We start from the raw sequence: 22,645 nt of genomic DNA, 5'->3' as shown, positions 1-22,645 counted from the left end.
AGTATCGGTGGATGCCAGAGGAGCAGAAGATCGAGATGACGCGCGCCGAATACGACAAGCTCGCGGAGGAGCTGAAGCGGTCCGAGGATCGCCGACCGAGCATCATCGAGCAGATCGCCACGGCCCGCGCGCACGGAGACCTCAGCGAGAACGCGGAGTACCACGCCGCGCGCGAGGAGCAGGGCAAGAACGAGGCGAACATCCAGAAGCTCACGCAACAGCTCGAGCACGCCCGGATCGTCGAGGTCGTCGACGACGGCATCGTCGCGCCGGGCAAGCTCGTTACCTTCCGGCACGAGGGAGAAGATCCCGAGACCTACCTGTTGGCCCAGCGCGCGATGAAGGGCGGTGACCACGATGTGCTGAGTCCGGAGTCGCCTCTGGGACAGGCGCTTCTGGGGGGCCGGGCCGGCCAGACCGTTACGGCGAACGTCCACGACCGCGACCTCCAACTGGAGATCGTCGAGGTCACAACTCCTTAACGGGAGTCCACCACCGTCGTTCGGCGGACGACGAAGGCAACATCCGTCAGCGCACCGACGTCTGTGGTCGGATCGCCGCGCAGTCCCACGATGTCGGCGTTCATCCCCACGACGAGCGCTCCGACATCATCCAAGCCCAGCCACGCCGCGGAGCCGACCGTTGCCGAGCGGATGATGTCGAGGGGGGTCATCCCCGCCTTCGCCATCGCCTTCACCTCCCTTGGATCTATCCCAGGCCGCGGCCCGGCGTTGCCCAGATCGGTGCCGTAGACGACGCGCCCGCCGGCCTCCACGAAGCGCCGGAGGTTGTCCGTGGCGATGCGCTTGTCACGGCCGTAGCGGACGGACAAGGTCGGGACGATCGCCACGTCTTCGTTCACCATCCGCGATAGGAGGGGGTCCGGGATCTTCTCGCGACTCATCAGCATGTGAGCAAGCTCGTCGACCCCGGCATCCACCGCCTTCTGCAGCTCGTCCAGCCCGTATATGTGCGCGGTGACCTTCGACCCGTGCGCGTGAGCCGCCTCGACAACCGCTTCGAGCAGTTCGCGCGGCAGCGTCGGTCCGGCCGGAGGGTTCAGCGCGACCTTCACGACTGTCGCACCCTGCTCGATCGTGTCGTCGACCGCCCGCCGCGCCTCGTCCGCGGTCGTCACTCCGACACCCGTTCCCTCGGGCGCCCACCCGGCGGTGAGGGGATAGCCGCCGGGGACGGTGATCATCGGGCCCGCCGCGTGGATGCTGGGGCCGTTGTAGTCCGGCTGCCTCGAGGCTTCGACCATCGGGAAGATCCGCTCCGGCGGCCACGCCAGATCGCGGACGGTCGTGACGCCGTTCCCCAGCACCTGCTCGGGGGGGTAGAAGCCGATGTGCACGTGCGCGTCGATGAATCCCGGGAGGACCGTGACGCCGGTCGCATCGACAAGGTGGGCGCCCGGCGGGACGTCTGTCCGGCCGTTGCTGCCGATCTGGGTGATGGTCCCGCCTTCGACGACGATCGTGACGTTCTTCGTCGGCGTCAGCTCGGCACCCAGGAGCGCGGTCGCGCCCTCGATCGCTATCACCTCGGAGCCCATCGCGGGCACCGTACCGGCATCGCCCGAGGGCGAGCACGCGGTCAGCGCAAGCAGCGACAGGACTAACAGGAGGCGGAGGCGCACAGGGGTAGGGTGCCCGCTCCTGTAATTTAAGGATGCGGCCGGGACGCGGAGAACTCGAAGAAGAGGAACTACAACGTGGAGCAGGGCGACGTCATCTGGGAAGGAAAGATCGGGACGACCCCCCTCAGGGTGGGAGTTCCTCACTCCGAATGCATCATCGCGGAGTGGGATTCGCCCCGGGGGCCGCGCCACAAGATCGCGGACTCGCTGGAGGAGTTCGAGCGAGCGGTCCTGTTCCAGTTGCTCCTCGGCGCCGGAGTCACAGACGAGAATGTGACGCAGGAGGTCGTGAGGGCGGTCCAGGCGGCCCAAGAGGCGCGCCCGAAGCCGGCATCGGATCCCAGCGCACAGCGCCGGCGCAAGAACCCGAAGCAGCGTCAGCACCGCCGCTCCCGCAGGCCGCCGCGCCGCCGCTGATCCACCGCTGATGGCCTCGGGGCACGTTCGGGACGCAGACCCCGTTCTCGCCGCTCTGGCGCGCGGGATCCTCGGCACCGGCTACGTCCCGGAGGTATTGCCGAGGATGAACGAGACGCTGTCGAACGTGTCGTCCGAGGCGGATCGAAACCAACTGCTGGCCACGTTGCGCTTCCTCGATACCCGCGGGGGCGCTCTGGCTCTGACGGGGCGTCCGGTGCCCGGATCGTGGCTGTCTCCGACGGCCGCCGAGCAGCTGGTGCGGAGGTGGAAAGGCAGCCGGGTGCCGCAGCTCCGAGAGCTGGCGTCGGTTCTGATCTCCCTCTCGATGGCCGCGCTGTACGGCCACGCCGGCCCCGAATGGGACCGGATCCGTTATCCGGGGCCGGCGGGGCCGCCGCCAGACGTGCCGAAGACGATCATTCCGCTCGAGGTCGAGCGCGATGAGGTTCTGGACTGTGACGTCGTCATCGTCGGCTCGGGCGCCGGCGGCGGCTGCGCTGCCGGCGTGCTGGCTGAGGCGGGGCTGGACGTCGTGGTGCTGGAGAAGGGCGACTACCGCAACGAGTCGGATTTCACCCAGATAGAAGGAGAAGGCTTTCGCGACCTCTATCTCTATGGAGGCACCCTCACGACCGCCGATCTGGGGATCCGGCTCTTCGCGGGGTCGACATTGGGTGGTGGCACCGTCGTGAACTGGGCGACCTCGTGGAAGACACCGGCTCCGGTCCTCCGCGAGTGGGCGGAGGTGTCGGGCATCGACGCCTTCGCATCGGGCGAGCTGGAGGCGTCCCTTGACGAGGTCAGCGCGCGGCTGCGCGTCAACGTCGACTCCAGCGCCTCGGGGCCTAGGGACACGATCATGGAGGAAGGCCTGAAGCGCCTGGGGTGGCACGTCGACACGATGCCGCGCAACGTAGCCGGCTGCACCCAGGACGAGGCTTGCGGTTTCTGTACGTATGGATGCCGTGTCGGCGCGAAGCAGTCGTCCTTGCTGACCTACCTGCAAGACGCGGCGGATCGCGGCACCAGGATGGTCGTCGGGGCCGATGCGCGCCGCGTTCGGATCCGCGACGCGCGCGCCGTCGGCGTGGAAGCGACGGTCGGTGGTCACACCCTGACGGTCAATGCCCGCTGCGTGGTCGCGGCCGGCGGGTCGATAGAGACACCGGCATTGTTGCTGCGATCTGGACTCGGTGGCCAGGTTGGGCACAACCTCAGGTTGCACCCAGCGACCGCCGTCGCGGGGATCTTCGACGACGAGGTCGGGATGTGGGGCGGAGTGATGCAGGCGCGTTACTCGAACGAGCTCAACGGTCCCTGGACCGGCGGATACGGCGCGACGCTGGAGACCGGTCCCGCTCACGCCGGAGCTTGGGCGACGGTGATCCCGTGGACGGGCGCAGCCGCGCATCGCCAGATGATGACCGAGTACCGGAACACCTCCGCGGTCGGGTTCCCATCGCGAGAGCGCGGGAGTGGGCGCGTGAGGATCGACAAGAATGGCGTCCCCCGTGTCGACTACAAGATCACGGCGGATGACGAGCAGAGGATTGCGCAGGCCGTGGTCGCCGCAGGCAAGGTGCTCGAGGCCGCGGGCGCGCGAAGGATCTTCACGCTCCACAAGGTGCCGATCGAGTACCGGCCGAATGGTCCTCAGGCTCACGAGCGATGGGCCGACGAGACGCGCCGGCGCGGGTACCGGAACGGTCAACTGATGTTCTTCTCGATGCACCAGATGGGCTCCTGTCGGATGGGCGCCGACCCCACCACATCCGCGGTCGGCGCGCACAACGAATCCCATGAGGTGAAAGATCTCTACGTGATGGACGCTTCTACGTTCCCAACGCCCTCAGGGGTGAACCCGATGATCTCGATATACGGGATCGCGCACCGCGCCGCGAAGCAGCTCGCGCAACGTCTCGGTTGATCGTCCGCGTCTTGCGAGTCTTCGGGCTCGTCGTGCTCGTGCTCGCCCTCGTGCTCGGCGTCGAGGTCTGGCTCGCCCTCCGACGGGAGTACCTGCCGACCGACCCTCCGCTGGAGCTACGTGGCGTCTTCGGCCCGGCAGGTGGGGCTCCTCTCAACTTCGTGGTGATGGGGGATTCCACCTCGGCCGGCATCGGCGCGGGCGACGCGGAACATGCCTATCCGACGTTGCTCGCCGAGCGGCTAGCCGAGGCGACGGGACGACGCGTGAGGCTGACGGTCTTGGGGGTATCCGGTGCACGCGTTAAAGACGTGTTGAACGACCAGCTCCCGCAACTCGGCGCGGTCGAACCCGACATCGTCTTCATCGGCATCGGCGCGAACGACGTGACGCACTTCACGGACCTCGCCGACATCCAAGCCGACATGAAGCAGATCCTGGAGGGGGTGACGAGGCTAGGGACCGAGGTCGTCGTCGCGGGCGCGCCGGACATGCGCGTGGCCGCGTGGCTCCAGCCGTTGCGGTATCTGACTTATCTACGGGGTAAACAGGTCGCCGCGGCCATAGAGGAAGTCGCGCGCGCGCAGCGTGTCCCGGTCGTCGAGCTCGCGGAGGAGACTGGCCACTTCTTTGCTGAAGAACCCGCCGCTCACTTCTCCGAAGACGAGTTCCACCCGAGCGCCCTCGGATACCAGAGATGGGCCGACGCCATCTTCCCGGTGCTGATTCGGACAGTCGAAGGATGAACGAGCAGCTCCTCGACCTCATCGAGGCCGGGGATCTCAACGGCTTGTTGCGGTCCGTGGACGGGCTCGCGGGACGCAGGGCATGGGACGAGATGCTGGAGCTCGCCGACCGCTGTGATGACGCGATCGAGCGCGGCAAGCAGCTGTGGCCCATCATCGGTCACATCGACTATCGCATCGCGCTGGAGGCGCCGGGGGAATACGCGGCCGGCGTGTTGGAGTCCGAGCTCAGCCGCTTCCTGCTCGGCCCCCTCACCGAGGTCGCGGCCTCGACGCACACGTGGAGCGAGCTCGCGCCACACCTGACGAGCGCGCAGGCGGCGGCTTACGTCGCGCAGGAGCGCGTCCTGCGCGGCGAGGTCTTGACCGGTGACGACGCGACTCATCCCGAGATCCTCGACCTGCCCCTGGAGCTGATGGCGTGGGAGCCCACCTATGCGCTCGCCGCCTATCGCGCCGACCACGTGGAGGTCGCGGAGCCGTGGGAGCCTCGTACTCCGTTGGCCGAGGTGAAGCCGCAGCCCGCGGCCGAGGTGCCGGACGAGGAGGTCGTAAACGTGCTGCTGGACCTGGTAACGCCGTGGACGAACGAATCAAATGGAGCGGCACGCGCTGTGGTCGTCGAGGGTGACGCCCTCGGAGCGGCCTCGCGCCTCGCCTTCTCGTCCATGCGGATGGCTCCCCTCGAGCGCGCGGAGGCTCTCCAGCAGATCGCGTGGGCGGCAGCGTCGGGAGGCGCCCATGGGCGGCGGCGCGGTGCCGCCTTCGGCCGCTTCTCGGCTTGGTACACCTCCGCGGTCCTGTGCGGATACGAGTGGCCCGTCGCTACCAAGGAGCTTCGAGATGCGGGGTCGCGCTTGAACTGGTACCGCTGGGACGAAGGCGCCGCGGAAGAGGGCTGGGTGTTGCGCCTGGCGGTGGAGGACCCCGTTGATGGCTGGGCTGCTGCCGTAGCGGCGACCGACGTGCTCGCGGAGGTCTGAGCGAGGGCCAATCCGCCGGCACCCACAGGGCCGAACACTTCTCGACCGGGCAAAAAAGGACCCGGCTCTGCCTATAGGAGGCGCTTCATGCCCATAACCGCTCTCGTAAGAACGCCCAAGAGACTGATGATCGGCGGCCTCGCCGCGCTCCTCAGCCTTGGGCTTGCCGCGTCTACGCTCGCTCCCACCTCTGGTGAGGCGTCGAGCCACCGTGAAGCGCCTTTCACCGCGTCCGAGCCTCAGATCGACAACACGGACGTTTACGCGTTCACGAGCCCGGATGCTCCTCAGACGGTGACCCTGATCAGCAACTGGATCCCGTTCGAAGAGCCCGCGGGTGGTCCGATCTTCTATCCGTTCGCGGAGAAGACGCGTTATGACATCAAGATCTCCAATGACGGTGACGCCCGGGCGGAGATCATCTACCGTTGGGTGTTCAGGAACGAGCTGGACCAGCCGACCTCGCAGTTCCTCTACAACGACGGTCCGGTCACCTCGCTTACCGACCCGAACCTGCTCTTCCGTCAGAGGTACAACCTGAAGAAGATCGACCTTGGCGGTCGTCGCCGTCAGGTAACGAGCTTGGTCCGCAACGCGATCGCAGCTCCGAGCGACGTCGGCCAGGCTTCCATGCCTAGCTATGAGGACCTTCGCAACCAGGCGATCCGGGCGACCTCCGACGGTGGAAAGACCTACGCCGGACAGGCCGACGACCCGTTCTTCCTCGACCTCCGCGTCTTCGACCTCCTCTACGGTGGCGACTTCAGCGAGGTCGGGGACGACACGTTGCGTGGTTTCAACACGAACACGCTTGCGCTTCAGGTCCCCAAGACCGAGGTCGTCAAGGGCGGCAACGTCACCGCCAACAACTCCGTGATCGGTGTCTGGAGCACGGCTTCTCGCCGTAGCGCCAAGATCTCGGACCGCGAGACCGGCGCCGTTTCGTACCGCGGCAGATTCGCTCAGGTCTCTCGCCTGGGTAACCCCCTCGTCAACGAGGTCGTCGTACCGACCGGGCTGAAGGACTTCTTCAACGCTTCGAGGCCCACCAAGGACGAGCAGTTCCTGGGCGCGGTCAACGAGCCCATCCTTCCGAAGGTCGTCGAGGCCGTCTACGGCATCGAAGAGCCGGACTCGGACCCGAACAAGCCCGACATCCAGCGTGACGACCTGATCGCGGTCTTCTTGACCGGCATCGAGGGACTCACTCAGCCTCAGAACGTCGAGCCGAGCGAGATGCTTCGCCTGAACCTCTCGACCCCTCCGTGTGAGGAAGGCAGCTGCGCCGACTTCTCCCGTCTGGGAGTCATCGGCGGCGACAACGCCGGCTTCCCGAACGGTCGACGCCTGTCAGACGACGTCGTCGACATCGCCCTGCAGGTGTTCGAGGGCGAGCTGATCGGCAACCCCAACGACCTCGGTGACGCAGTCAACGCCAACGAGAAGGCGTTCGAGAACATCTTCCCGTACGTGGGTCTTCCGCACCGTGGGTCCGACCCCGCACCGCACGACGACACACAGCAGTAGCCAAGACGTTCTGTCGGGGAGGTCCGGCTACGGCCGGGCCTCCCTCTCTACTAAGACATCAGGAGAACTAGTGACGAAAGCAGGGGGGGCCGCTGCAGCGATCGCGCTGGCCGCGGCACTGTTCTTGGGAGGGACCCTCCTTCCGGGACGCGGATCGCAGCCGAGCGCAGCCACGAAGTCTGTGGATGCGGAGACCCTGTTGGCCCCCGGCCAGAGCGCCGACCTGGACCAGACCCTGGCCACGTTGCAGAACCAGATCGAAGAGGGCGGTCCCAAGCTAGCCGAGCAACAGGCCTCTCTCGCCATCGGCTACCTGCAGAAGGCGCGGGTCGAGGCCGAACCATCGTTCTACGACGAGGCCGAAGCCGCCATCCAGGCTTCCTTCGAGGCTCAGCCGGACGGAAACTTCTCGGCGACGATCGCTCGGGCGATCTTGGCGGGCTCCCGCCACGACTTCCACGGGCAGGTCCGGTGGGGCCAACGAGCGGTGGCGATCAACCGTTTCAACTCGCAGGCTCACGGCATCGTGGGCGATGGATACCTAGAGTTGGGCCAAGAGGACAAAGCGTTCGAGTCGTACCAACGCTCGATCGACCTCAGACCGGATCTCTCTTCTTTCGGACGTCTTTCGGCGGCAGCCCAGACAGTGGGTGACACCCGCGGCGCCATCGACGCGATGGAGCGGGCGCTGGGCTTCGCGGGCACTTCCAAGGAAAACGCAGCGTGGGCTCACTGGCAGCTCGGCGAGCTCTTCATCGGAAACCAACAATTCGAGACGGCCGAAGGTCATCTGGATCAAGCTCTGACTCTGGCGCCGGACTTCAATCCTGCGGTCGAGTCGACCGTGCACCTGACGGCGGCACGTGGCGACATCAAAGGTGCGATCGTGATCATGGAGCCGCTGGTCGAGGACTATCCGCTGCCCGGGAACTCCAACTTCCTCGGTGAGCTCTATCTGTTAGCGGGAGATGAAGCTGCGGCGGCCAGCGCGTTCAAAGAGGCAGACCGTCGCTTGCGTCTCTACGAGGAACACGACGTCCGCCCCGACGTGGACTTCGCCACTTTCTGGTCAGACCGCGGCATCCATCTGGACCGTGCGCTTCAAGTCGCGCGCAAGCTGTATTCGCAAAGGACGAGTGCGGCAGCATCCGACGCGCTGGCATGGGCGCTGTACGCAAACGGCCGGTATTCCGACGCCACTCCCTACGCCAGAGAGGCGATCCGAAGAAGCGTCAACGACGCCGGCTACCACTACCACGCGGGGATGATCGCGAGAGAGCTTGGCCACGAAGCCGAGGCACGTGGCTACCTGAAGACCGCGCTCGATCTCGACCCGTCCTGGTCCATCATCGAGTCGCATCGAGCTAGGAACGTGCTGAGCTCTCTCTAGCGCGGCCCCAAAGCCGTCCGCCCCTTGGTCGACTAGGCTCGCTGGCTAGCCGAGGGGGGCTGGTGGAACCACAGGGACTAGAGGTCGGGATCGTTGCAGCGACCTTTCTCTATGGGCTTCGACATGGGATCGATCTCGATCATCTAGCGGCGATCAGCGACATCACCGGATCGCAGTCCAAAACCTCACGCGCTCTCTTCCTCGCCACGACGTACGCGATGGGCCACGCGGGAGTGGTTGTGGTACTGGGGAGCATCGCCATCCTGATCGGCGAGCGATTGCCGCCCTCTGTCGACCGCGCGATGGAGCACGTGGTCGGCGTGAGCCTGTTGCTCCTGTCGTTCTACGTGTTCTATTCGCTGATCCGTTATGGACGTGACTTCAGGCTACGCAGTTCCTGGATGTTGCTCTTCGAGGGCGTCCGTCGCACGTTGCGGTGGCTCAAGGGATCCGCCTCGCGGGAACAGGTCGAGATCGAGCATTCGCACGAGCACGACGATCCTCATCACGATCACGTCACGGTGTCTCCTGCGTATGTAGACGGGCGCGGTCGGGGGAACGCGAAGGTCGACACCGCCCGCCGGCACCGGCACGTGGCGCTGCTGCCCGACGATCCCTTCCTCGAGTACGGCTTCGGGACGGCCGCGGCGATCGGGATGATCCACGGGATCGGAGCCGAAACCCCGACCCAGGTCCTGCTGCTCTTCACCGCAGCCGGCGTCGGTGGCCCGGTTGCGGGGCTGCTCCTGCTCTTCGTATTCATCTCAGGCCTACTGGTGTCGAACTCAGCGGTCGCGGCCGCCACCGCTGTTGGCTTCGCGCGCGGCAGACGGGCTCCTGCCATCTACCTGACTCTGGCTCTCATATCCGGCATCGCCAGCCTCGTTATGGGGCTGTTGTACGTCGCCGGGAGGGCCCAGTTGCTGCCCTCGCTCTTCGGCTAGCCGGAAAGCGTCCCTCCGGGCTCCAGATCGACCACCTCGAGGCCTTTGACGTCCGAGGCATGCTCTCGCAGCTGGTCCGGCCTGCCGGTGAGTATCGGGAAGGTTCCGAAGTGCATCGGGATGACCGTCTTCACGCCCAGGAGGCGGATCGCTTGCGCGGCCGAAGTGGGACCCATCGTGTAGTGGTCACCGATGGGGAGCAGCGCGATATCCGGCTCGAGAAGTTGCCCGATCAGCGCCATGTCGGAGAAGACAGCGGTGTCGCCCGCGTGATACAGCTTGAAGCCGTCCTCTAACTCCAGCACGTATCCGGCCGCCTCACCGCCGTACACGATGCGGTCGCCGTCTTTGATGCCGCACGAGTGCACCGCGTGCGTCATGTGGATCCTGCACCCTGCGACCTCGACCGTGCCCCCTTTGTTGAACTCGACGAGGTTCTCGAGGCCCTTCGAGCTCAGCCACCACGAGGTCTCGGCTATGGACACCATCTCAGCGGCAGAAGACCGCCCGAGCTCGACCGCGTCGTCGATGTGATCGAAGTGGCCATGGGTGATGAGGATGGCGTCGAGCGGCCCGGGATCCTTGAGCTCGTCCGGGCAGGCGGGATTGTTCATCACCCAAGGGTCGATCAGCAGCCTCTTGCCTGCAGGCGTCACGACCAGGAAGGTCGAATGACCGAGCCACGTGATCTCCACACCGGCCGGCAGGTTCGCCACGGCAGCCTCCTCGCGCATCGAGTTGTCCCGGCGCCGGACCCTAGTAGAAAGAGGCTCCGACGTCGGCTGCCAATCATTTCCTGAACTAGACGGATCATTTCCTGAACTAAATCGGTCGTCGGGGGGAGGGGCCGGGTGCTCGCTGGCGAAGCCCTCCCTATCCAGTTGGTGCCGGTTTGTATCGCTCTGAGGGGGGTTCTAGTGACGAGAACGCGTTCTGTGCCTGTCGGTGTGCTGTTGTTGCTGGTCATGTTGATGTCGTTGCTGGCGGCCGCGCCGGCCGTGACGACGAGTGCCGATGCTGCCAGTAACTACGACGACGACCACATCCTCGTGGGTTGGGACCGGACCTTGCCCGAGCAGGCTCGTGCGGACGTTCACCGCCAGCAGGGTGGCGAGGTCGCGAACCGCCTCGAGTTCATCGACGTCGACGTGGTGCGCGTACCGGAGAACCAGGACCCGAAGGACTGGGTGGCGCGCTACCAGGCCCACCCGCTGGTCGCGTTCGCGGAGCTGAACTACAAGGCCCAGCAGACGTCGGTTCCTTCGGACGTCTTGTTCGAGGACCAGTGGGGCTTCCACAACACCGGGCAGAGCGTCACGGGCAGTTTCGTGAAAGGCGTGGCGGACTGGGACATCGACGGACCGGAAGCGTGGGACGCGGCGTTCGGCGCCGGATCGTTCCCCTCCACCGGCGGGACGAAGGTGTCGATCGTCGACACCGGGATCGACCGGGCCCACCTCGAGTTGTTCAACAAGGTTCAGGACTGCGCCTCGGCTCTGGCCGCGATCGGTGTCATCACAGACGGCACCTGCACCGACGACAACCTCCACGGCACGCACGTAGCAGGGACCGTGGCCGCCAACACCGGCAACAATTCGGTCGGCGTGGCAGGAACCGCTCCCGACGCGCAGCTGGCCATCTGCAAGGCGCTTAACGGCGCCGGCCTCGGCTTCTTTGCCGATGTCGCCGCCTGTATCGACTGGTCTGTGAAGGTCGGGGCCAAGATCATCAGCATGAGCCTGGGTGGCGAATCAGGCAGCAGCGCGCTAGAGCGCGCGGTCAAGCAAGCGGACGCGGCCGGGCTGCTGGTCATCGCGGCTGCCGGTAACGGCTACGACTCGACGGCGAACTACCCCGCGATCTATCCCGAGGTCATGTCTGTGGCTTCCTTCAACCAGGGGGGCGTGATCTCGGACTTCTCGACCTGCAACTCCGATGTGGAGATCGCCGCTCCGGGCGAGGACGTCTGGTCCACGTTCCCCGAGAACAGCTACGGCGTCATCAGCGGGACCTCGATGGCGACTCCGCACGTTGCGGGAGCCGCGGCCCTGGTCATGTCCGAGCTCGGCCTCGACGCGCAGCAGACCCGCAGCAAGCTGAAGACCACCGGCGTCAGTGGCTTGTCCACCGGCGGTCGCAAGGAATGTGCGTCCTACCCCGCTCTGAACCTGGCGGCTGCGATCGGCGGCGGCGGAGGCACCACCGAGCCTGCCCCCTCGACCGACCCCGGCGCGATCGCCGGGAAGGTCTCCGCGTTCAAGGGCTCGGGTATCTCGGGAGCGAAGGTCGACTGCGGCACGGGTGGTAGCGCCACCACGGCAACGGACGGCACCTACTCGATCACGAACGTTCCGCCCGCCACCTACACCTGCACGGCATCGGCTACGGGCTACCGCAGCAAGTCGCAAAGCGTGTCCGTCTCGTCCGGCGCGACGACCACATCGGATTTCGTCCTCCGGAAGCTCTAGATAGCAACACGGTTCTCGAGGAGGGGCAGGCGATCCGCCTGCCCCTCCTTCGCGTGCGCTCACATCCGCTTAGCGGCGTCGTCTCTGTACCCTGTGCCCATGAAGATGCTCGCGTCGCTGTGCTGTGCGGTTTTGTTGCTCGCAGGATGCGATAGCGACGCGGCGACCTACGACGACGCCGCGGCCGTGGTCGATGCGATGGCCGAGGCGGAGATCGTCTGCGAGGGTCTCGAGACGACGACAGAGTTCTCGGACGCCGAGCATGAGTCGCTCGTGACCGAGCGCGGCCTCTGCACGGTAGATGGGGAACCGCTCGTCATCACGATGTTCGCGAACGCGGAAGATCGCGACGACTGGGTGGCGGTCGGCAGGCTGCTGGGCTCGGTCGCCATTGGCCCGAACTGGGTAGCGAGCAGCAGGTCCGAGGAAACGATCGCCCGCATCGCCGAGGCCCTGGATGCTACTCGTCCGGCGCAAGACGAAAGCTAGCTAGGAGGAACCGTGACGAAGCTGCGCAGGCTCATGAAGCTCGCCACATTGGGGCTGTTACTCGGCGCGATTCGCGAGGAGATGAACAAGCCCGAGGAAGACCGGACCTGGAACGGCATGGTCGCGGGCATCGTGCCGTATGACTTCCGACCGCCCACCTTTGACCGCCTTAAGACCGCGCTCTGGAACCCTGATGACGAGCGCTTGATCACGCCGCACCCGTGGGGTGTGGGCTGGACGATCAACATGGGCCGCCTCGTGCGCGTTGTGAAGGCGCTGGCGCGCTCCTAGAGGCCGACGGTCTTAGCGATGATGTACTTCTGGATCTCCGACGTTCCCTCGACGAGGGTGAAGATCCTGACCAAGCGGTAGATCCGTTCGAGCGGAAGCTCGCGCATCCAACCCATGCCGCCGTGGACCTGGATCATCCGGTCCGCTACTCGGTTCACCATCTCCGACGCGTACAGCTTGACGATGGAAGACTCCTGGATCACCGGGTCGCCGTGGTCGTACTTCCACGCGCACTCGTACGTCATCAGCCTCGATGCCTTGATCTCGACCAGGGAGTCGACGATGTGTCCCTGGACGTACTGGTTCTTCCCGATCGGACGATCGAAGGCGATGCGGTTCTTGGCGTGTTCGATGCCCAGCGACAGCGCGTAGTCCGCCACACCATTGCAGATCGCGCCGATCGACAGTCGCCCCATCGCGAGGAACTGCATCGCGGAATAGAAGCCCATCCCTAGGTTCTGCGGCCCGCCCAGGATCTGTTCCTCGGAGACCCTGCAGTTGTCGAAGATCAGCTCGAACTGACCCTCGCCCTCCACCATCCCGCGCTGGGCGCGCCCGACCGTGAAGCCTGGGGTGCCGCGTTCGACGATGAAGGCGGTGATGCCGCCCTGCGCCTTCTTCGTTCGGTCGTTGGCGGCGAACACCAGCGCGAAATCTGCCTGCTTGCCGTTCGTGATGAAGTGCTTCGTCCCGTTCAGCACCCATGAGTCGCCGTCCTGGGTCGCCGTCGTCTTCAGGTTCTGAGCATCAGAGCCCGCGTCCGGCTCCGTCAGCGCGAAGCACATCGAGCTTTCCGCGCTGATCAGAGGAACCAGGTACTGCTTTTTCTGTTCGTCGGTCGCGTTCAGCAAAAGACCCGTCGGCCCCTCGGGCCCGTAGGTGGTGAACCCCGCGAGCCGGCAGCCGGAACGCGCTGCGGCCTCACGCAACAGGACCATGCCCAGCTGGGGAAGCCCGCTTCCTCCGAGGTCCTCGGGGAAGTCGGCGGCGTAGAAGCCCAGCTCGGCAGAGCGTCGCCGGATCCGATCTCGCAGCTCGACGGGAACGTCGTCTTCTTCCGGGTCAAGCTCCGCCTCTTCCAGTGGCCGGAGCTCCCTGTCGATGAAGCCCGTCATGTTGCGCTGGAGCTCCGCGTACTCCTCGGGGATGGAGAAATCCATCACATCTCCTGTCTCGGCCGGCGTTCACCGCGCAGAATAGACGCCGCCCCGGGCAACCAGGCAGGGGGGTGTTGCGTCTCCTGTGTGATGAGGATGAGACCGGAACCATCTGTGATGGAGGGTGGGGGCGGTGTGGCGCATCTAGCCGACGCGGAGCGAGACCACGAGGTGTCCGCTCTCTTCCGCCGGCACTACGCGCCGATGTGCCGGCTCGCGTACGTGATCCTCGGAGACTCCGCGACGGCCGAAGAGGTCGTCATGGAGGCCCTCCTGAAGACCTTCAGCGGGTGGCGCCGAATCAAGGATCTGGACAAGAGCGAGGCCTACCTCCGAACGGCCGTCGTCAACGGTTGCAGGTCGAAGATCAGGCGCAAGGGGATCGAGACCCGCGCCGGATCCGTGCTCCGCCACCGTGTGCACGAGCAGACGCGGGGATGGGAGGACGACCATCGGGAGCGCGGACGGGATCTGTGGGCCGCCGTCGCAAGACTCCCGGAGCGGCAACGCGCTTGCGTCGTCCTCTACTACTACGAAGACCTTCCGGAGGGCGAGATCGCGGATCTCCTCGGATGCTCCGTCGGCACCGTCAAGTCACAGCTGTTCAAAGCCAGAGCCAAGCTGCAGGCAGTCCTCGCAGCCGGAGAGGAAGACCGATGACCGACATCGAGAGAGCGATCACGCACGCGTTGGGCTCCGCTGCCGAGGGGTTCGTGCCGAGCGACCTCGCCGCGGCGGAAGAGCGCTTCCTCCGCGGACGAAGAAAGCGCCGGTTCACATGGTTCGGGGCGGCAACGCTCACGACCGCCGCAGCCGTGGTGGCCGTGGCGGTCTTCCCGCGTCCTGAGCTCGCGCAGAACGACGAGCCGCTGCCGGTCGCGGGGCCGGTGATGACGACGATCCGGGTCGGAGAGTCGCCGGTGAGCATCGCCTCCACCGCGACTGCCGTGTGGGTTGCGAACAGCGGTGACGGAACCATCTCTCGGATAGATCCGGACACCAAGGAGGTCGTCGCCACGGTCGAGGTCGGGGGCTCTCCGGAGGAGGTCGCCATCGACGAGTTCTCGGCTCGTCCCACCGTATGGGTCTTTGACGCGCAGGCCCGCAGGATCGTCGAGATCCAACCCTCGACCAACACGGTGGGGTTTCAGTACAGCGACGAGTGGCCCGAAGGCACGCACCTCGACCTGGCGGTCAAGGACCTCACCTTGTGGATGGCGGATCCCGCGACCGGGACCGTCTACGTCGACTACCGGGGCGGACCTGCTCCCGAGCACCCCGGTTACGTCGCTTACGTCGGCCCCATGGATGTCGCCAAACGAGGTCTGTTGCCGGAGCGCGGAGGAGATGTCGCGCTCGAGGATGGCGCCGGTGAGGTCTGGGCTTACAACGGCGAGTCCGGCACGCTGACGCTGCTGCAGAGCGCGGCGGGGAGATTCAGTGAGGCGGAACGAGCGGACATCACGGACGTGCTGACTTCGGAGAACGGGGACCTTGCCGTTGGTGGAGACGCGCTCTGGGTGTCGGACGACTTCGGCGTGATCATGCGTATCGACCGCCGGACCTTCGAGAAGGAGTACGTCGACGTCGGTGGGCGCTACTCGAACCTGTCTTACGGCGGCGGGTACCTGTGGGCGCTGACCGCGAACGAACAAGACGACGGCACCGCCACGCTTCGGAGGATCGACCCCACGACGGCTGAAGTAGTGGGCGAGCCGATCCCGCTACAGGACGAGCCCGTGGACGTATCTGCGGACGCCGATGCGGTGTGGGTTGCTCACAGGAGCGGTGGGTTTGTCACGCGCATCGACGTCACCCCGGCGGACGCCACTCCGCCGGACGACGAGCGTTCCGGCGAACCCCAGGAGGCCGATGCTCTGGGTCCCGACGACCTGGTGATGGTCTTCAGCGGGCAAGGCCGCCGAGGCGGCGAGCTGCTCGCTATGTACGGAGACGGCCGGATCAGGCAGATCACAGCTCCGATCGACGCAGACCTCTATCCCTCGTTCGTCGACGCGGTGTATTCGAAAGGACCGGCCGTCGTGGTGGAGCGGCGGGACCTGAAGGGCCTCGGCTCCCGTCTCGTGTACGTGGACGTCCTCGAGCGAGACGAGATCGAGCTCCTGCCGGGCTCGCTGCCGGCGGTGTCGCCGCAGGGTCAGCTTGCCTACTGGCGCATGGAGAAGGAGACGCCGACGCTGTTCGTTACTCAGATAGGAACGGACCTCGGACGCCAGATATCGCTGGATGCGGCGCCCGCGTCGGTGACGTGGGACGCTGGGGGACGCTTTGTCTACGTCGTCACTCAAGAGCAGCGCCCGCGCGTCGTGTCGTACGACTCGACGACGGAGCTGGGCACCACAGAAGTCTCTTCCGACGAGGACAGGCTCTACCTGGCGGCGTCGTCTCGGGTCCCGAACACCGTCGACGTCATCTCGCTGGGTCGCGGTTCGGTGGTGGAGCTCGGTCGCCTCACATTCGACTCCCCGCAGCCCGGCGGATATCGCACCCTGGTCGACCTCTCCGACCTAGGCATCGTCGATGCCGAAGGCAGGGTGGCTTTCGACGAGCTGCGTCTGTCGGCCATGGGGCGGCTGGATGCCACGGTCGCCGATGACGGCACCATCGACTGGACGACCGGTCAGGAATTCGGTTGGCTCGTTGGGTACGGGCGTGACGCGTGGCTGGTCAAAGAAGATGGAGTCATCGTCAGTCTGGGTGAGATCGCCAACGGCGGCGTGGCGCTGGCACCGGAACTGGCGCAGCCTTAGGCCACGCGCACGCGCCACCTCTGCGGAGGCTCCCCGCCCCAAAACGCGGTCCAGCAGGCTGGTTGAAGGCGACGTCGTTGATCCGCCGAGCGGGATTGGGCGGTTGGAGCCGGTCTTCTGTGTCGATTTACAACTACCAATGAGCGACCGGAAGGGGGACATTACGAAGGGAGCTCGTACTTACAACGTCGCAGAAGGGATCTTTCATGAAGCCAGCAGTGGTCGGGGCGCTTCTCGTAATGACGCTATCGCTGGCAGCGATGCCGGTGACGACGGCGGAAGCCGCGTCGGTCACTCATGAAGTGCAATTCGCCGCGTTGACGGACGGGGTCGACGCCGAGGTGATCCGCGCGTTCCCGGGGTCGCTCAGGGTTCACAGCGGCGACCTGATCCACTTCACCGGCAACCTCAGTGAGGCGATCCCCGAAGCCGGTGTTCACGGAGCGGCGGTTCTTCCAAAAGGCGAGTCGCCGGCGGAGTGGTTGCCAGAGCGAGCGACGAACCTGGAGGGTCCCTGGGCCGCTTTCGTGCGGGATCCCGACGAGCAACCAGATCGGGTCGCGGAGGCGTGGAAGATCCCGAATCGCGTGATTTTCCCCAGTCGCCCACAGTGCGGAGCCACCGCCGATAACCCCTGCGAGTTCGACGGCACGGGTGACGGCGATCAAGGGGTGTTGGGCTCCGGCATGGGCTGGGGTCTCAACTCCTTCCTCGACTTCTACGTGCGCGTGACCGCAGAGCCCGGAACGACCTTGTGGGCACTGTGTCCGTTCCACCCCGCCATCCGGGTACGCATAGACGTCGTTCCGGAAGACGAAGCGGTAACGACTCCTGAGCAGCTCGCCAGCCGCCGAGACGCCGCCGTTGCCAAGTACGAGAAGAAGGCGGTCGCGTTGCACGAGGACTATGTCGACGCTCGCGTGGGCCGCCAGCGCGCCGACGGCAGCAAGGTGTGGCAGGCCTGGGCGGGCTTGGAGGAAGGCCCGATCTTCCTCGCAGGGATGTACCCAAAGACGCTGCGCGTTCGTGCGGGCGACTCGGTGAAGTGGAACTTCGGCCGCAAGGAGGTCCACACCGTGAGCTTCCCCCTAGACACCGCGCTGCAGACACCCTGGCTCACGGTGAAGTGCGACCTCGACACCGATAGCGGCACCGCCGAAGATGTAGATGGGGCACCAGCTCCTCCCTTCTGCCCGGGCGCCACCACTCAGGTGGAGTTCGATCTCGATCACACCTTCCCGCTACCGATCGGCAACGGGGCGTTCGCGGGCAGCGATGACTTCGAGACGTCGGGTCTGCGCGGCTACGGTTTGCCGGGCCTGAATAATGCGCCCTACCGGTTGCGCTTCAGGAAAGCGTCGGGTGCCGAAGGATTCACATACGCGTGCATGCTCCACTACGGGATGCGGGGGAAGATCGTCGTTCGCTGATCAGGCGAGCAGCTAGATCCGCTTCAGCAGCTCCTGTTTCTTCGTCTCGAACTCCAGATCCGTCAGGACACCCCGCTCCTTCAGCAACGCCAGTGCCTGGATCTGCTCGGGGATCGACGTTCCTGCTCCAGCCGCGCGGGGGCGCATCATCCGGTTGTTGTTGTCCTCGGTCTGCTTGTAGATCATCAGCTGGACCTGCTCGGGCTTGCGAACGTTGGCGATCCTGGTCTGGCCGCGCTCGCCGGCGGATTCCACCAGCAGGTCCCCTGCGCCGAGGATCCGGTCCAGCACGCTTTGGTTGAAGGTGACGTCGTTGATCCGCTCTAGCGGGATCTCCCGCGAGTGCTTCGCGATGACGCCGCTTCTCGTGATCAGCCGGTCGCTCGTCAACACGAACAAGGTGAAGAACCAGCGAAGGAAGGGGACCAGGGCCAGCAGGATCCACGCGATCGTGACGGCGCCGCCCGCCATGCTCTTCGCCGCCCCCGGGTCGCCGTCGACTATGGCTTCCGCGGCCTGGTAAGCGAGGAACAGCGCGACGCCTAGCACCACCGTCCAGAGCGCGGAGGGAACGACGGCGATCCAGTGCGGGCGCAGCTCGAACACGATCTTCTCGTGGTCGGCTAGGAGGTTCCGGGGATAGCCCACCTCGCAACGCTAGCCCTTTTCGGGCGCTGCGCCGGCCCCTCTAGGATTCGGCCCATGTCTTTGGACCGTGCCGCAGTCGATCATGTCGCTCGTCTCGCCCGCCTCGACCTCACCGAAGAGGAGCGGGAGCGGATGCAGAAAGAGCTCACGCTGATCCTGGGCCACGCCGAGAAGATCCAGTCGCTCGAGCTGGACTCGGTGCCTCCGACGTCGCACCCGCTGCCCTTGAGCAACGTGATGAGGCCCGACGTAGCTCGGCCCTCGTTGCCGCGGGCAGAGGCTCTGGCGAACGCGCCCGAGGCCGAGGACGGCCGCTTCCGGGTCCCGCGCATCATCGAGGACGCCTAAGTGAGCAGCGAGATCGTGTGGGCGTCGGCAACGGAGCTGGCGCGGCGCCTGAAGGCGGGGGAGGTGTCGTCGCGGGAGGTCACCGAGGCGCTCATAGCCCGGGGCGATGAGGTCGACCCCAAGATCCACGCCTACCTGCAGAGGACGGACGAGCGGGCGCTGGAGGCGGCGCAGGCTGCCGACGAGCGCCGCGCCACCGGCGAGGAGCTGTCCGCGTTCGACGGGGTTCCTCTCGCTTACAAGGACATCTTCGTGACGCGTGGTGTGACGACGACCTGCGGCTCGAAGATCCTCGAGAACTTCGTCCCCCCCTACGACGCGACCGTCGTGGCGCGCTGCGAGGCCGCGGGCCTCCCGATGCTCGGAAAGCTCAACATGGACGAGTTCGCGATGGGGTCCTCGACCGAGAACTCCGCCTTCGGCCCGACAAGCAATCCCTGGGATCTCGGCACCGTTCCGGGGGGCTCGAGCGGCGGGTCGGTAGCGGCCGTCGCCTCGGGCGCGGTGCCGTGGGCGTGGGGGACCGACACCGGGGGCTCGATCAGGCAGCCCGCGGCGTTGTGCGGCTTGGTTGGCGTCAAGCCGACCTATGGCCTCGTCTCGCGCTACGGGATGATCGCCTTCGCCTCGTCTCTCGACCAGGCCGGTCCGATCACCAGATCCGTTTCGGACGCGGCCGCGCTGCTCAATATGGCCGCGGGCGGAGACGACATGGACTCGACCTGCCTGAAGGAGCCGGTCCCGGACCTGCTGGATGGGATCCACGGCGGCATCGATGGCATGCGGATCGGGATCGTGAAGGAGTTCCAGGGGGAGGGCTCGCAGGCGGGCGTTCGGGCGCGGGTGGACGAATCGATCACCAGGTTGGAGAAGCTGGGTGCGACCCTGGAGGAGGTATCTCTCCCGTCGTTCGAGCACGGGATCTCCGCCTACTACCTGATCGCACCGGCGGAATGCTCCTCGAACCTCGCCCGCTACGACGGCGTTAGGTACGGCCGTCGCGCTTCGGGGGCCGACGACATCGTCTCGATGACGTCGCGCACGCGAGAACAGGGGTTCGGCCCCGAGGTGAAGCGTCGGATCATGCTGGGGACGTACGCGTTGTCGGCGGGGTACTACGACGCCTACTACGGCAAGGCTCAGAAGGTGAGGACGCTGATCGCGCGGGACCTCGAGCGCGCCTATCAGCAGGTCGACCTGATCGTCTGCCCGACCTCGCCGACGACCGCCTTCAAGTTGGGTGAGCGCACGTCTGACCCGCTTGCGATGTACCTGTCTGACGTGTTCACCGTTCCGGTGAACCTCGCCGGGAATGCGGCTATAAGCGTGCCCTGCGGACTCTCCGACGACGACGGGCTGCCGGTGGGGTTGCAGATCATCGCCAAGTCGCTCGACGAGAAGACCATGTTCCGTGCGGCGTACGCCTTCGAGCAGGACCTCGGGTTCGAAGAGAGGCCACAGCTGTGAGCGTGAAAGAAGACGTCTACGAGACCACGGTGGGGCTCGAGATACACGTCGAGCTGGCGACGAACTCCAAGATGTTCTGCGGCTGTGAGGTCTCGTTCGCGGGCGAACCGAACAGTCGCACCTGCCCGGTCTGCCTCGGTCTTCCGGGGACGCTTCCGGTTCCGAACGAGAAGGCGGTCGAGTACACGATGCGGATCGGCCTCGCGCTGAACTGCCACATCGCGGAGCACTCCTTGTTCCACCGGAAGAACTACTTCTATCCGGACATGCCGAAGAACTACCAGATCAGCCAGTACGACTCGCCGCTGTGCGAGCGCGGCCACGTCGATATCTCCGGCGAGTTCGGTTCCACCCGCGTCGGGATCACCCGCGTTCACTTAGAAGAAGACACCGGTAAGTCGGTGCACATGGGTGGCGCCGGCCGCATCGCGGACTCCGACTATTCGCTCGAGGACTTCAATCGCGCCGGCACGCCACTGGTCGAGATCGTGAGCGAGCCCGACATCCACTCGGCCGAGGAGGCTCGGGTGTTCGTCGCCGAGCTACGCGCTCTGCTGGAGTCCCTGGGTGTGTCCGACGTGCGGATGGAGGAGGGCTCTCTGCGTGTCGACGCGAACGTCTCGGTGCGTCGCAGAGGTGAGACCGAGCACGGCGCGAAGGTCGAGGTCAAGAACATGAACTCGATCCGCTCGGTCGGAAGAGCGCTCGAATACGAGGAGCGGCGGCAGCGCGAGGCTCTGGACGCGGGCGAGACCCTGTTCCAAGAGACGCGCCACTTCGACGAGAAGACGGGGACCACGTCATCGCTTCGGACGAAGGAGTTCGCCTTCGACTACCGCTACTTCCCCGAGCCCGATCTGGTGCCCCTGGCGCCGTCGCAGGAGTGGGCCCGGCAGATAGAGGAGTCGCTGCCCGAGCTGCCGGCGGCCCGCCGCGCGCGTCTCGCCTCGGAGTACGGGTTGGGGGAGGCCGACGTGGCGGTCCTGACCGCCTCCACCAGGACGGCGGACTGGTTCGAGGCGGCTGCTGCCGCGTATGGAGGTGACCCGAAGAAGGTCGTCAACTGGATCATCGCGGATCTCTACGGGCTGCTCAACGAAGCCGGTCTCGAGCTGCACGAGACGCGCTTCACGCCCGCGCAACTCGCCGCTTTGATCTCGTTGATCGACGACGGGAAGATCTCCGGCAAGCAGGCGAAGCTCGTGCTCGCGGCGATGTTCGAGAGCGGTGACGACCCCGAGAAGGTGGCGGCCGACAAGGGGCTGGAGCAGGTCTCCGACGTCGATGCCATCGCCGTTGCGGTGGACGAGGTGATCGCAGAGAACCCTGACGCCGCGGACAAGGTTCGTGGGGGCCAGATGAACACGATCGGTTTCCTCGTGGGGCAGGTCATGAAGAAGACGAGAGGGCAAGCCAACCCCGGCATGGTGAACGAGCTGCTGCGCCAGAGACTCACCTCCTAGATGGCAAGCGTCATCAAGACCGGGTGGCCGGTGACCCTCGAGATGTCCGAGACGATGCCCGGCCCCCCCGCGGTCGTGTGGCGTCTCATTACGGATTGGGAGCACCAGGGGGACTGGATGCTGGAGGCCTCGGATTTCGTGGTGCTCTCGGAGCACCGCGAGGGCGTCGGCGTTGAGGCCGAGGCGACCGTGAAGATCGGGGGGATCAGCACCCGCGACCGCGTGAGGATCACTGCCTGGGAGCCGGAGAAGCACCTCGGCATCGCCCACGAGGGCTGGGTCTCGGGCGTCGGCGACATCTTCCTTACGAAGCTGGGCGGCGAGCGGACCCACCTCTACTGGCGCGAGGAGCTCTACCCGCCAGTCGGGGTCGCGGGGGCCGTCGGCATGACCGCTTTCAAGCCGATCATGTACCGGATCTTCAAGAGAGACCTACGGGTCCTAGCGGCCTTGGTCCGCGCCGCCACGCACCACTGATCCGCAGCGAAGCTCTCCGCGGCTTCTTTGTCACCAGGTGTCAGCACAAGTCCGTCG

Annotated in this window: 22 protein-coding genes; 18 read left to right on the top strand and 4 right to left on the bottom strand. The window is 65.9% G+C overall.

Annotation, left to right across the window (positions count from 1 at the left end):
• Positions 1-11: 11 nt before the first annotated feature.
• On the top strand, positions 12-482 hold the full coding sequence (locus M3N53_00965) for a transcription elongation factor GreA (protein ID MDP9066903.1): 471 nt from the start codon (positions 12-14) through the stop codon (positions 480-482).
• Here the strand turns inward: M3N53_00965 and M3N53_00960 are convergent.
• A complete protein-coding gene (locus tag M3N53_00960) occupies positions 479-1,642 on the bottom strand; it encodes an amidohydrolase family protein (GenBank protein ID MDP9066902.1) in 1,164 nt (387 codons plus the stop codon). The two genes, M3N53_00965 and M3N53_00960, sit on opposite strands and share 4 nt — an antisense overlap.
• A gap of 75 nt (positions 1,643-1,717) precedes the next feature.
• Between M3N53_00960 and M3N53_00955 the strand changes: the two genes are divergently transcribed.
• The 7 genes from M3N53_00955 to M3N53_00925 all read left to right on the top strand — a co-directional run bounded on the left by M3N53_00955 (position 1,718) and on the right by M3N53_00925 (position 9,579).
• Positions 1,718-2,059, top strand: coding sequence for a hypothetical protein (locus M3N53_00955; protein MDP9066901.1), 342 nt, complete (start codon positions 1,718-1,720; stop codon positions 2,057-2,059).
• Between the two features lie 10 nt (positions 2,060-2,069).
• A complete protein-coding gene (locus M3N53_00950) occupies positions 2,070-3,989 on the top strand; it encodes a GMC family oxidoreductase (GenBank protein ID MDP9066900.1) in 1,920 nt (639 codons plus the stop codon).
• An 11-nt stretch (positions 3,990-4,000) separates the two neighbouring features.
• A complete protein-coding gene (locus M3N53_00945) occupies positions 4,001-4,735 on the top strand; it encodes an SGNH/GDSL hydrolase family protein (protein ID MDP9066899.1) in 735 nt (244 codons plus the stop codon).
• Complete coding sequence (locus M3N53_00940) at positions 4,732-5,718, top strand: DUF6183 family protein (protein ID MDP9066898.1); 987 nt, start codon at positions 4,732-4,734, stop codon at positions 5,716-5,718. The genes M3N53_00945 and M3N53_00940 overlap by 4 nt, the downstream gene beginning before the upstream one ends.
• Positions 5,719-5,805: 87 nt before the next feature.
• On the top strand, positions 5,806-7,245 hold the full coding sequence (locus M3N53_00935) for a DUF4331 domain-containing protein (protein ID MDP9066897.1): 1,440 nt from the start codon (positions 5,806-5,808) through the stop codon (positions 7,243-7,245).
• Positions 7,246-7,315: 70 nt separating this feature from the next.
• Positions 7,316-8,635 carry a tetratricopeptide repeat protein gene (locus M3N53_00930; GenBank protein MDP9066896.1) on the top strand — a complete coding sequence of 440 codons (1,320 nt, stop codon included), beginning with the start codon at positions 7,316-7,318 and terminating at the stop codon, positions 8,633-8,635.
• A gap of 62 nt (positions 8,636-8,697) precedes the next feature.
• On the top strand, positions 8,698-9,579 hold the full coding sequence (locus M3N53_00925) for a hypothetical protein (GenBank protein ID MDP9066895.1): 882 nt from the start codon (positions 8,698-8,700) through the stop codon (positions 9,577-9,579).
• Here M3N53_00925 and M3N53_00920 read toward each other — a convergent pair.
• On the bottom strand, positions 9,576-10,295 hold the full coding sequence (locus M3N53_00920) for a metal-dependent hydrolase (protein ID MDP9066894.1): 720 nt from the start codon (positions 10,293-10,295) through the stop codon (positions 9,576-9,578). The genes M3N53_00925 and M3N53_00920 overlap by 4 nt on opposite strands.
• Before the next feature lie 201 nt (positions 10,296-10,496).
• On the opposite strand from M3N53_00920, the gene M3N53_00915 reads away from it, so the two are divergent.
• The 3 genes from M3N53_00915 to M3N53_00905 all read left to right on the top strand — a co-directional run bounded on the left by M3N53_00915 (position 10,497) and on the right by M3N53_00905 (position 12,827).
• On the top strand, positions 10,497-12,047 hold the full coding sequence (locus M3N53_00915; GenBank protein ID MDP9066893.1) for a S8 family serine peptidase: 1,551 nt from the start codon (positions 10,497-10,499) through the stop codon (positions 12,045-12,047).
• A gap of 99 nt (positions 12,048-12,146) precedes the next feature.
• Positions 12,147-12,536 (top strand): hypothetical protein, encoded by a 390-nt coding sequence (locus M3N53_00910; protein ID MDP9066892.1) that lies wholly within the window; start codon positions 12,147-12,149, stop codon positions 12,534-12,536.
• A 12-nt stretch (positions 12,537-12,548) separates the two neighbouring features.
• Positions 12,549-12,827, top strand: a complete 279-nt coding sequence (locus M3N53_00905) for a DUF5808 domain-containing protein (GenBank protein MDP9066891.1) — start codon at positions 12,549-12,551, stop codon at positions 12,825-12,827.
• Here the strand turns inward: M3N53_00905 and M3N53_00900 are convergent.
• Complete coding sequence (locus M3N53_00900; protein MDP9066890.1) at positions 12,824-13,987, bottom strand: acyl-CoA dehydrogenase family protein; 1,164 nt, start codon at positions 13,985-13,987, stop codon at positions 12,824-12,826. The genes M3N53_00905 and M3N53_00900 overlap by 4 nt on opposite strands.
• Positions 13,988-14,074: 87 nt before the next feature.
• Between M3N53_00900 and M3N53_00895 the strand changes: the two genes are divergently transcribed.
• From M3N53_00895 to M3N53_00885, 3 genes are all read left to right on the top strand, one after another.
• Entirely contained in the window at positions 14,075-14,644 is a 570-nt protein-coding gene (locus M3N53_00895; protein ID MDP9066889.1) for a SigE family RNA polymerase sigma factor, read from the top strand.
• Positions 14,641-16,755, top strand: a complete 2,115-nt coding sequence (locus tag M3N53_00890) for a hypothetical protein (protein MDP9066888.1) — start codon at positions 14,641-14,643, stop codon at positions 16,753-16,755. The genes M3N53_00895 and M3N53_00890 overlap by 4 nt, the downstream gene beginning before the upstream one ends.
• Positions 16,756-16,961: 206 nt before the next feature.
• The gene (locus M3N53_00885; GenBank protein ID MDP9066887.1) at positions 16,962-18,185 is read left to right on the top strand and encodes a hypothetical protein; all 1,224 of its coding nucleotides are present in this window, start codon (positions 16,962-16,964) and stop codon (positions 18,183-18,185) included.
• A 12-nt stretch (positions 18,186-18,197) separates the two neighbouring features.
• Here M3N53_00885 and M3N53_00880 read toward each other — a convergent pair whose 3' ends face one another.
• Positions 18,198-18,833, bottom strand: a complete 636-nt coding sequence (locus M3N53_00880) for a PH domain-containing protein (GenBank protein MDP9066886.1) — start codon at positions 18,831-18,833, stop codon at positions 18,198-18,200.
• Positions 18,834-18,887: 54 nt separating this feature from the next.
• Between M3N53_00880 and gatC the strand changes: the two genes are divergently transcribed.
• Genes gatC through M3N53_00860 form a run of 4 tightly spaced genes read left to right on the top strand, consistent with a single transcriptional unit; the run spans position 18,888 to position 22,588 of the window.
• Positions 18,888-19,181, top strand: coding sequence for an Asp-tRNA(Asn)/Glu-tRNA(Gln) amidotransferase subunit GatC (gatC, locus tag M3N53_00875; GenBank protein MDP9066885.1), 294 nt, complete (start codon positions 18,888-18,890; stop codon positions 19,179-19,181).
• Entirely contained in the window at positions 19,182-20,648 is a 1,467-nt protein-coding gene (gene gatA, locus M3N53_00870) for an Asp-tRNA(Asn)/Glu-tRNA(Gln) amidotransferase subunit GatA (GenBank protein MDP9066884.1), read from the top strand.
• A gap of 2 nt (positions 20,649-20,650) precedes the next feature.
• Entirely contained in the window at positions 20,651-22,111 is a 1,461-nt protein-coding gene (gene gatB, locus M3N53_00865) for an Asp-tRNA(Asn)/Glu-tRNA(Gln) amidotransferase subunit GatB (protein MDP9066883.1), read from the top strand.
• On the top strand, positions 22,112-22,588 hold the full coding sequence (locus tag M3N53_00860; protein MDP9066882.1) for an SRPBCC family protein: 477 nt from the start codon (positions 22,112-22,114) through the stop codon (positions 22,586-22,588). It abuts the gene before it with no gap.
• Positions 22,589-22,645: the final 57 nt, after the last annotated feature.

The organism is Actinomycetota bacterium (assembly GCA_030776625.1).
In the GTDB taxonomy this organism is placed as follows: domain Bacteria; phylum Actinomycetota; class CADDZG01; order CADDZG01; family WHSQ01; genus MB1-2.
Note: the sequence above shows the minus strand (reverse complement) of the source record. Positions and strands in the feature narration are given on the sequence as shown.

Coding starts and splice junctions, on each gene's coding strand:
- M3N53_00895 (MDP9066889.1), top strand. CDS start 14,075: ATGAGGATGAGACCGGAACCATCTGTGATGGAGGGTGGGGGCGGTGTG.
- M3N53_00910 (MDP9066892.1), top strand. CDS start 12,147: ATGAAGATGCTCGCGTCGCTGTGCTGTGCGGTTTTGTTGCTCGCAGGA.
- gatC (MDP9066885.1), top strand. CDS start 18,888: ATGTCTTTGGACCGTGCCGCAGTCGATCATGTCGCTCGTCTCGCCCGC.
- M3N53_00940 (MDP9066898.1), top strand. CDS start 4,732: ATGAACGAGCAGCTCCTCGACCTCATCGAGGCCGGGGATCTCAACGGC.
- M3N53_00860 (MDP9066882.1), top strand. CDS start 22,112: ATGGCAAGCGTCATCAAGACCGGGTGGCCGGTGACCCTCGAGATGTCC.
- M3N53_00900 (MDP9066890.1), bottom strand. CDS start 13,987: ATGGATTTCTCCATCCCCGAGGAGTACGCGGAGCTCCAGCGCAACATG.
- M3N53_00885 (MDP9066887.1), top strand. CDS start 16,962: ATGAAGCCAGCAGTGGTCGGGGCGCTTCTCGTAATGACGCTATCGCTG.
- M3N53_00950 (MDP9066900.1), top strand. CDS start 2,070: ATGGCCTCGGGGCACGTTCGGGACGCAGACCCCGTTCTCGCCGCTCTG.
- M3N53_00890 (MDP9066888.1), top strand. CDS start 14,641: ATGACCGACATCGAGAGAGCGATCACGCACGCGTTGGGCTCCGCTGCC.
- M3N53_00965 (MDP9066903.1), top strand. CDS start 12: ATGCCAGAGGAGCAGAAGATCGAGATGACGCGCGCCGAATACGACAAG.
- M3N53_00935 (MDP9066897.1), top strand. CDS start 5,806: ATGCCCATAACCGCTCTCGTAAGAACGCCCAAGAGACTGATGATCGGC.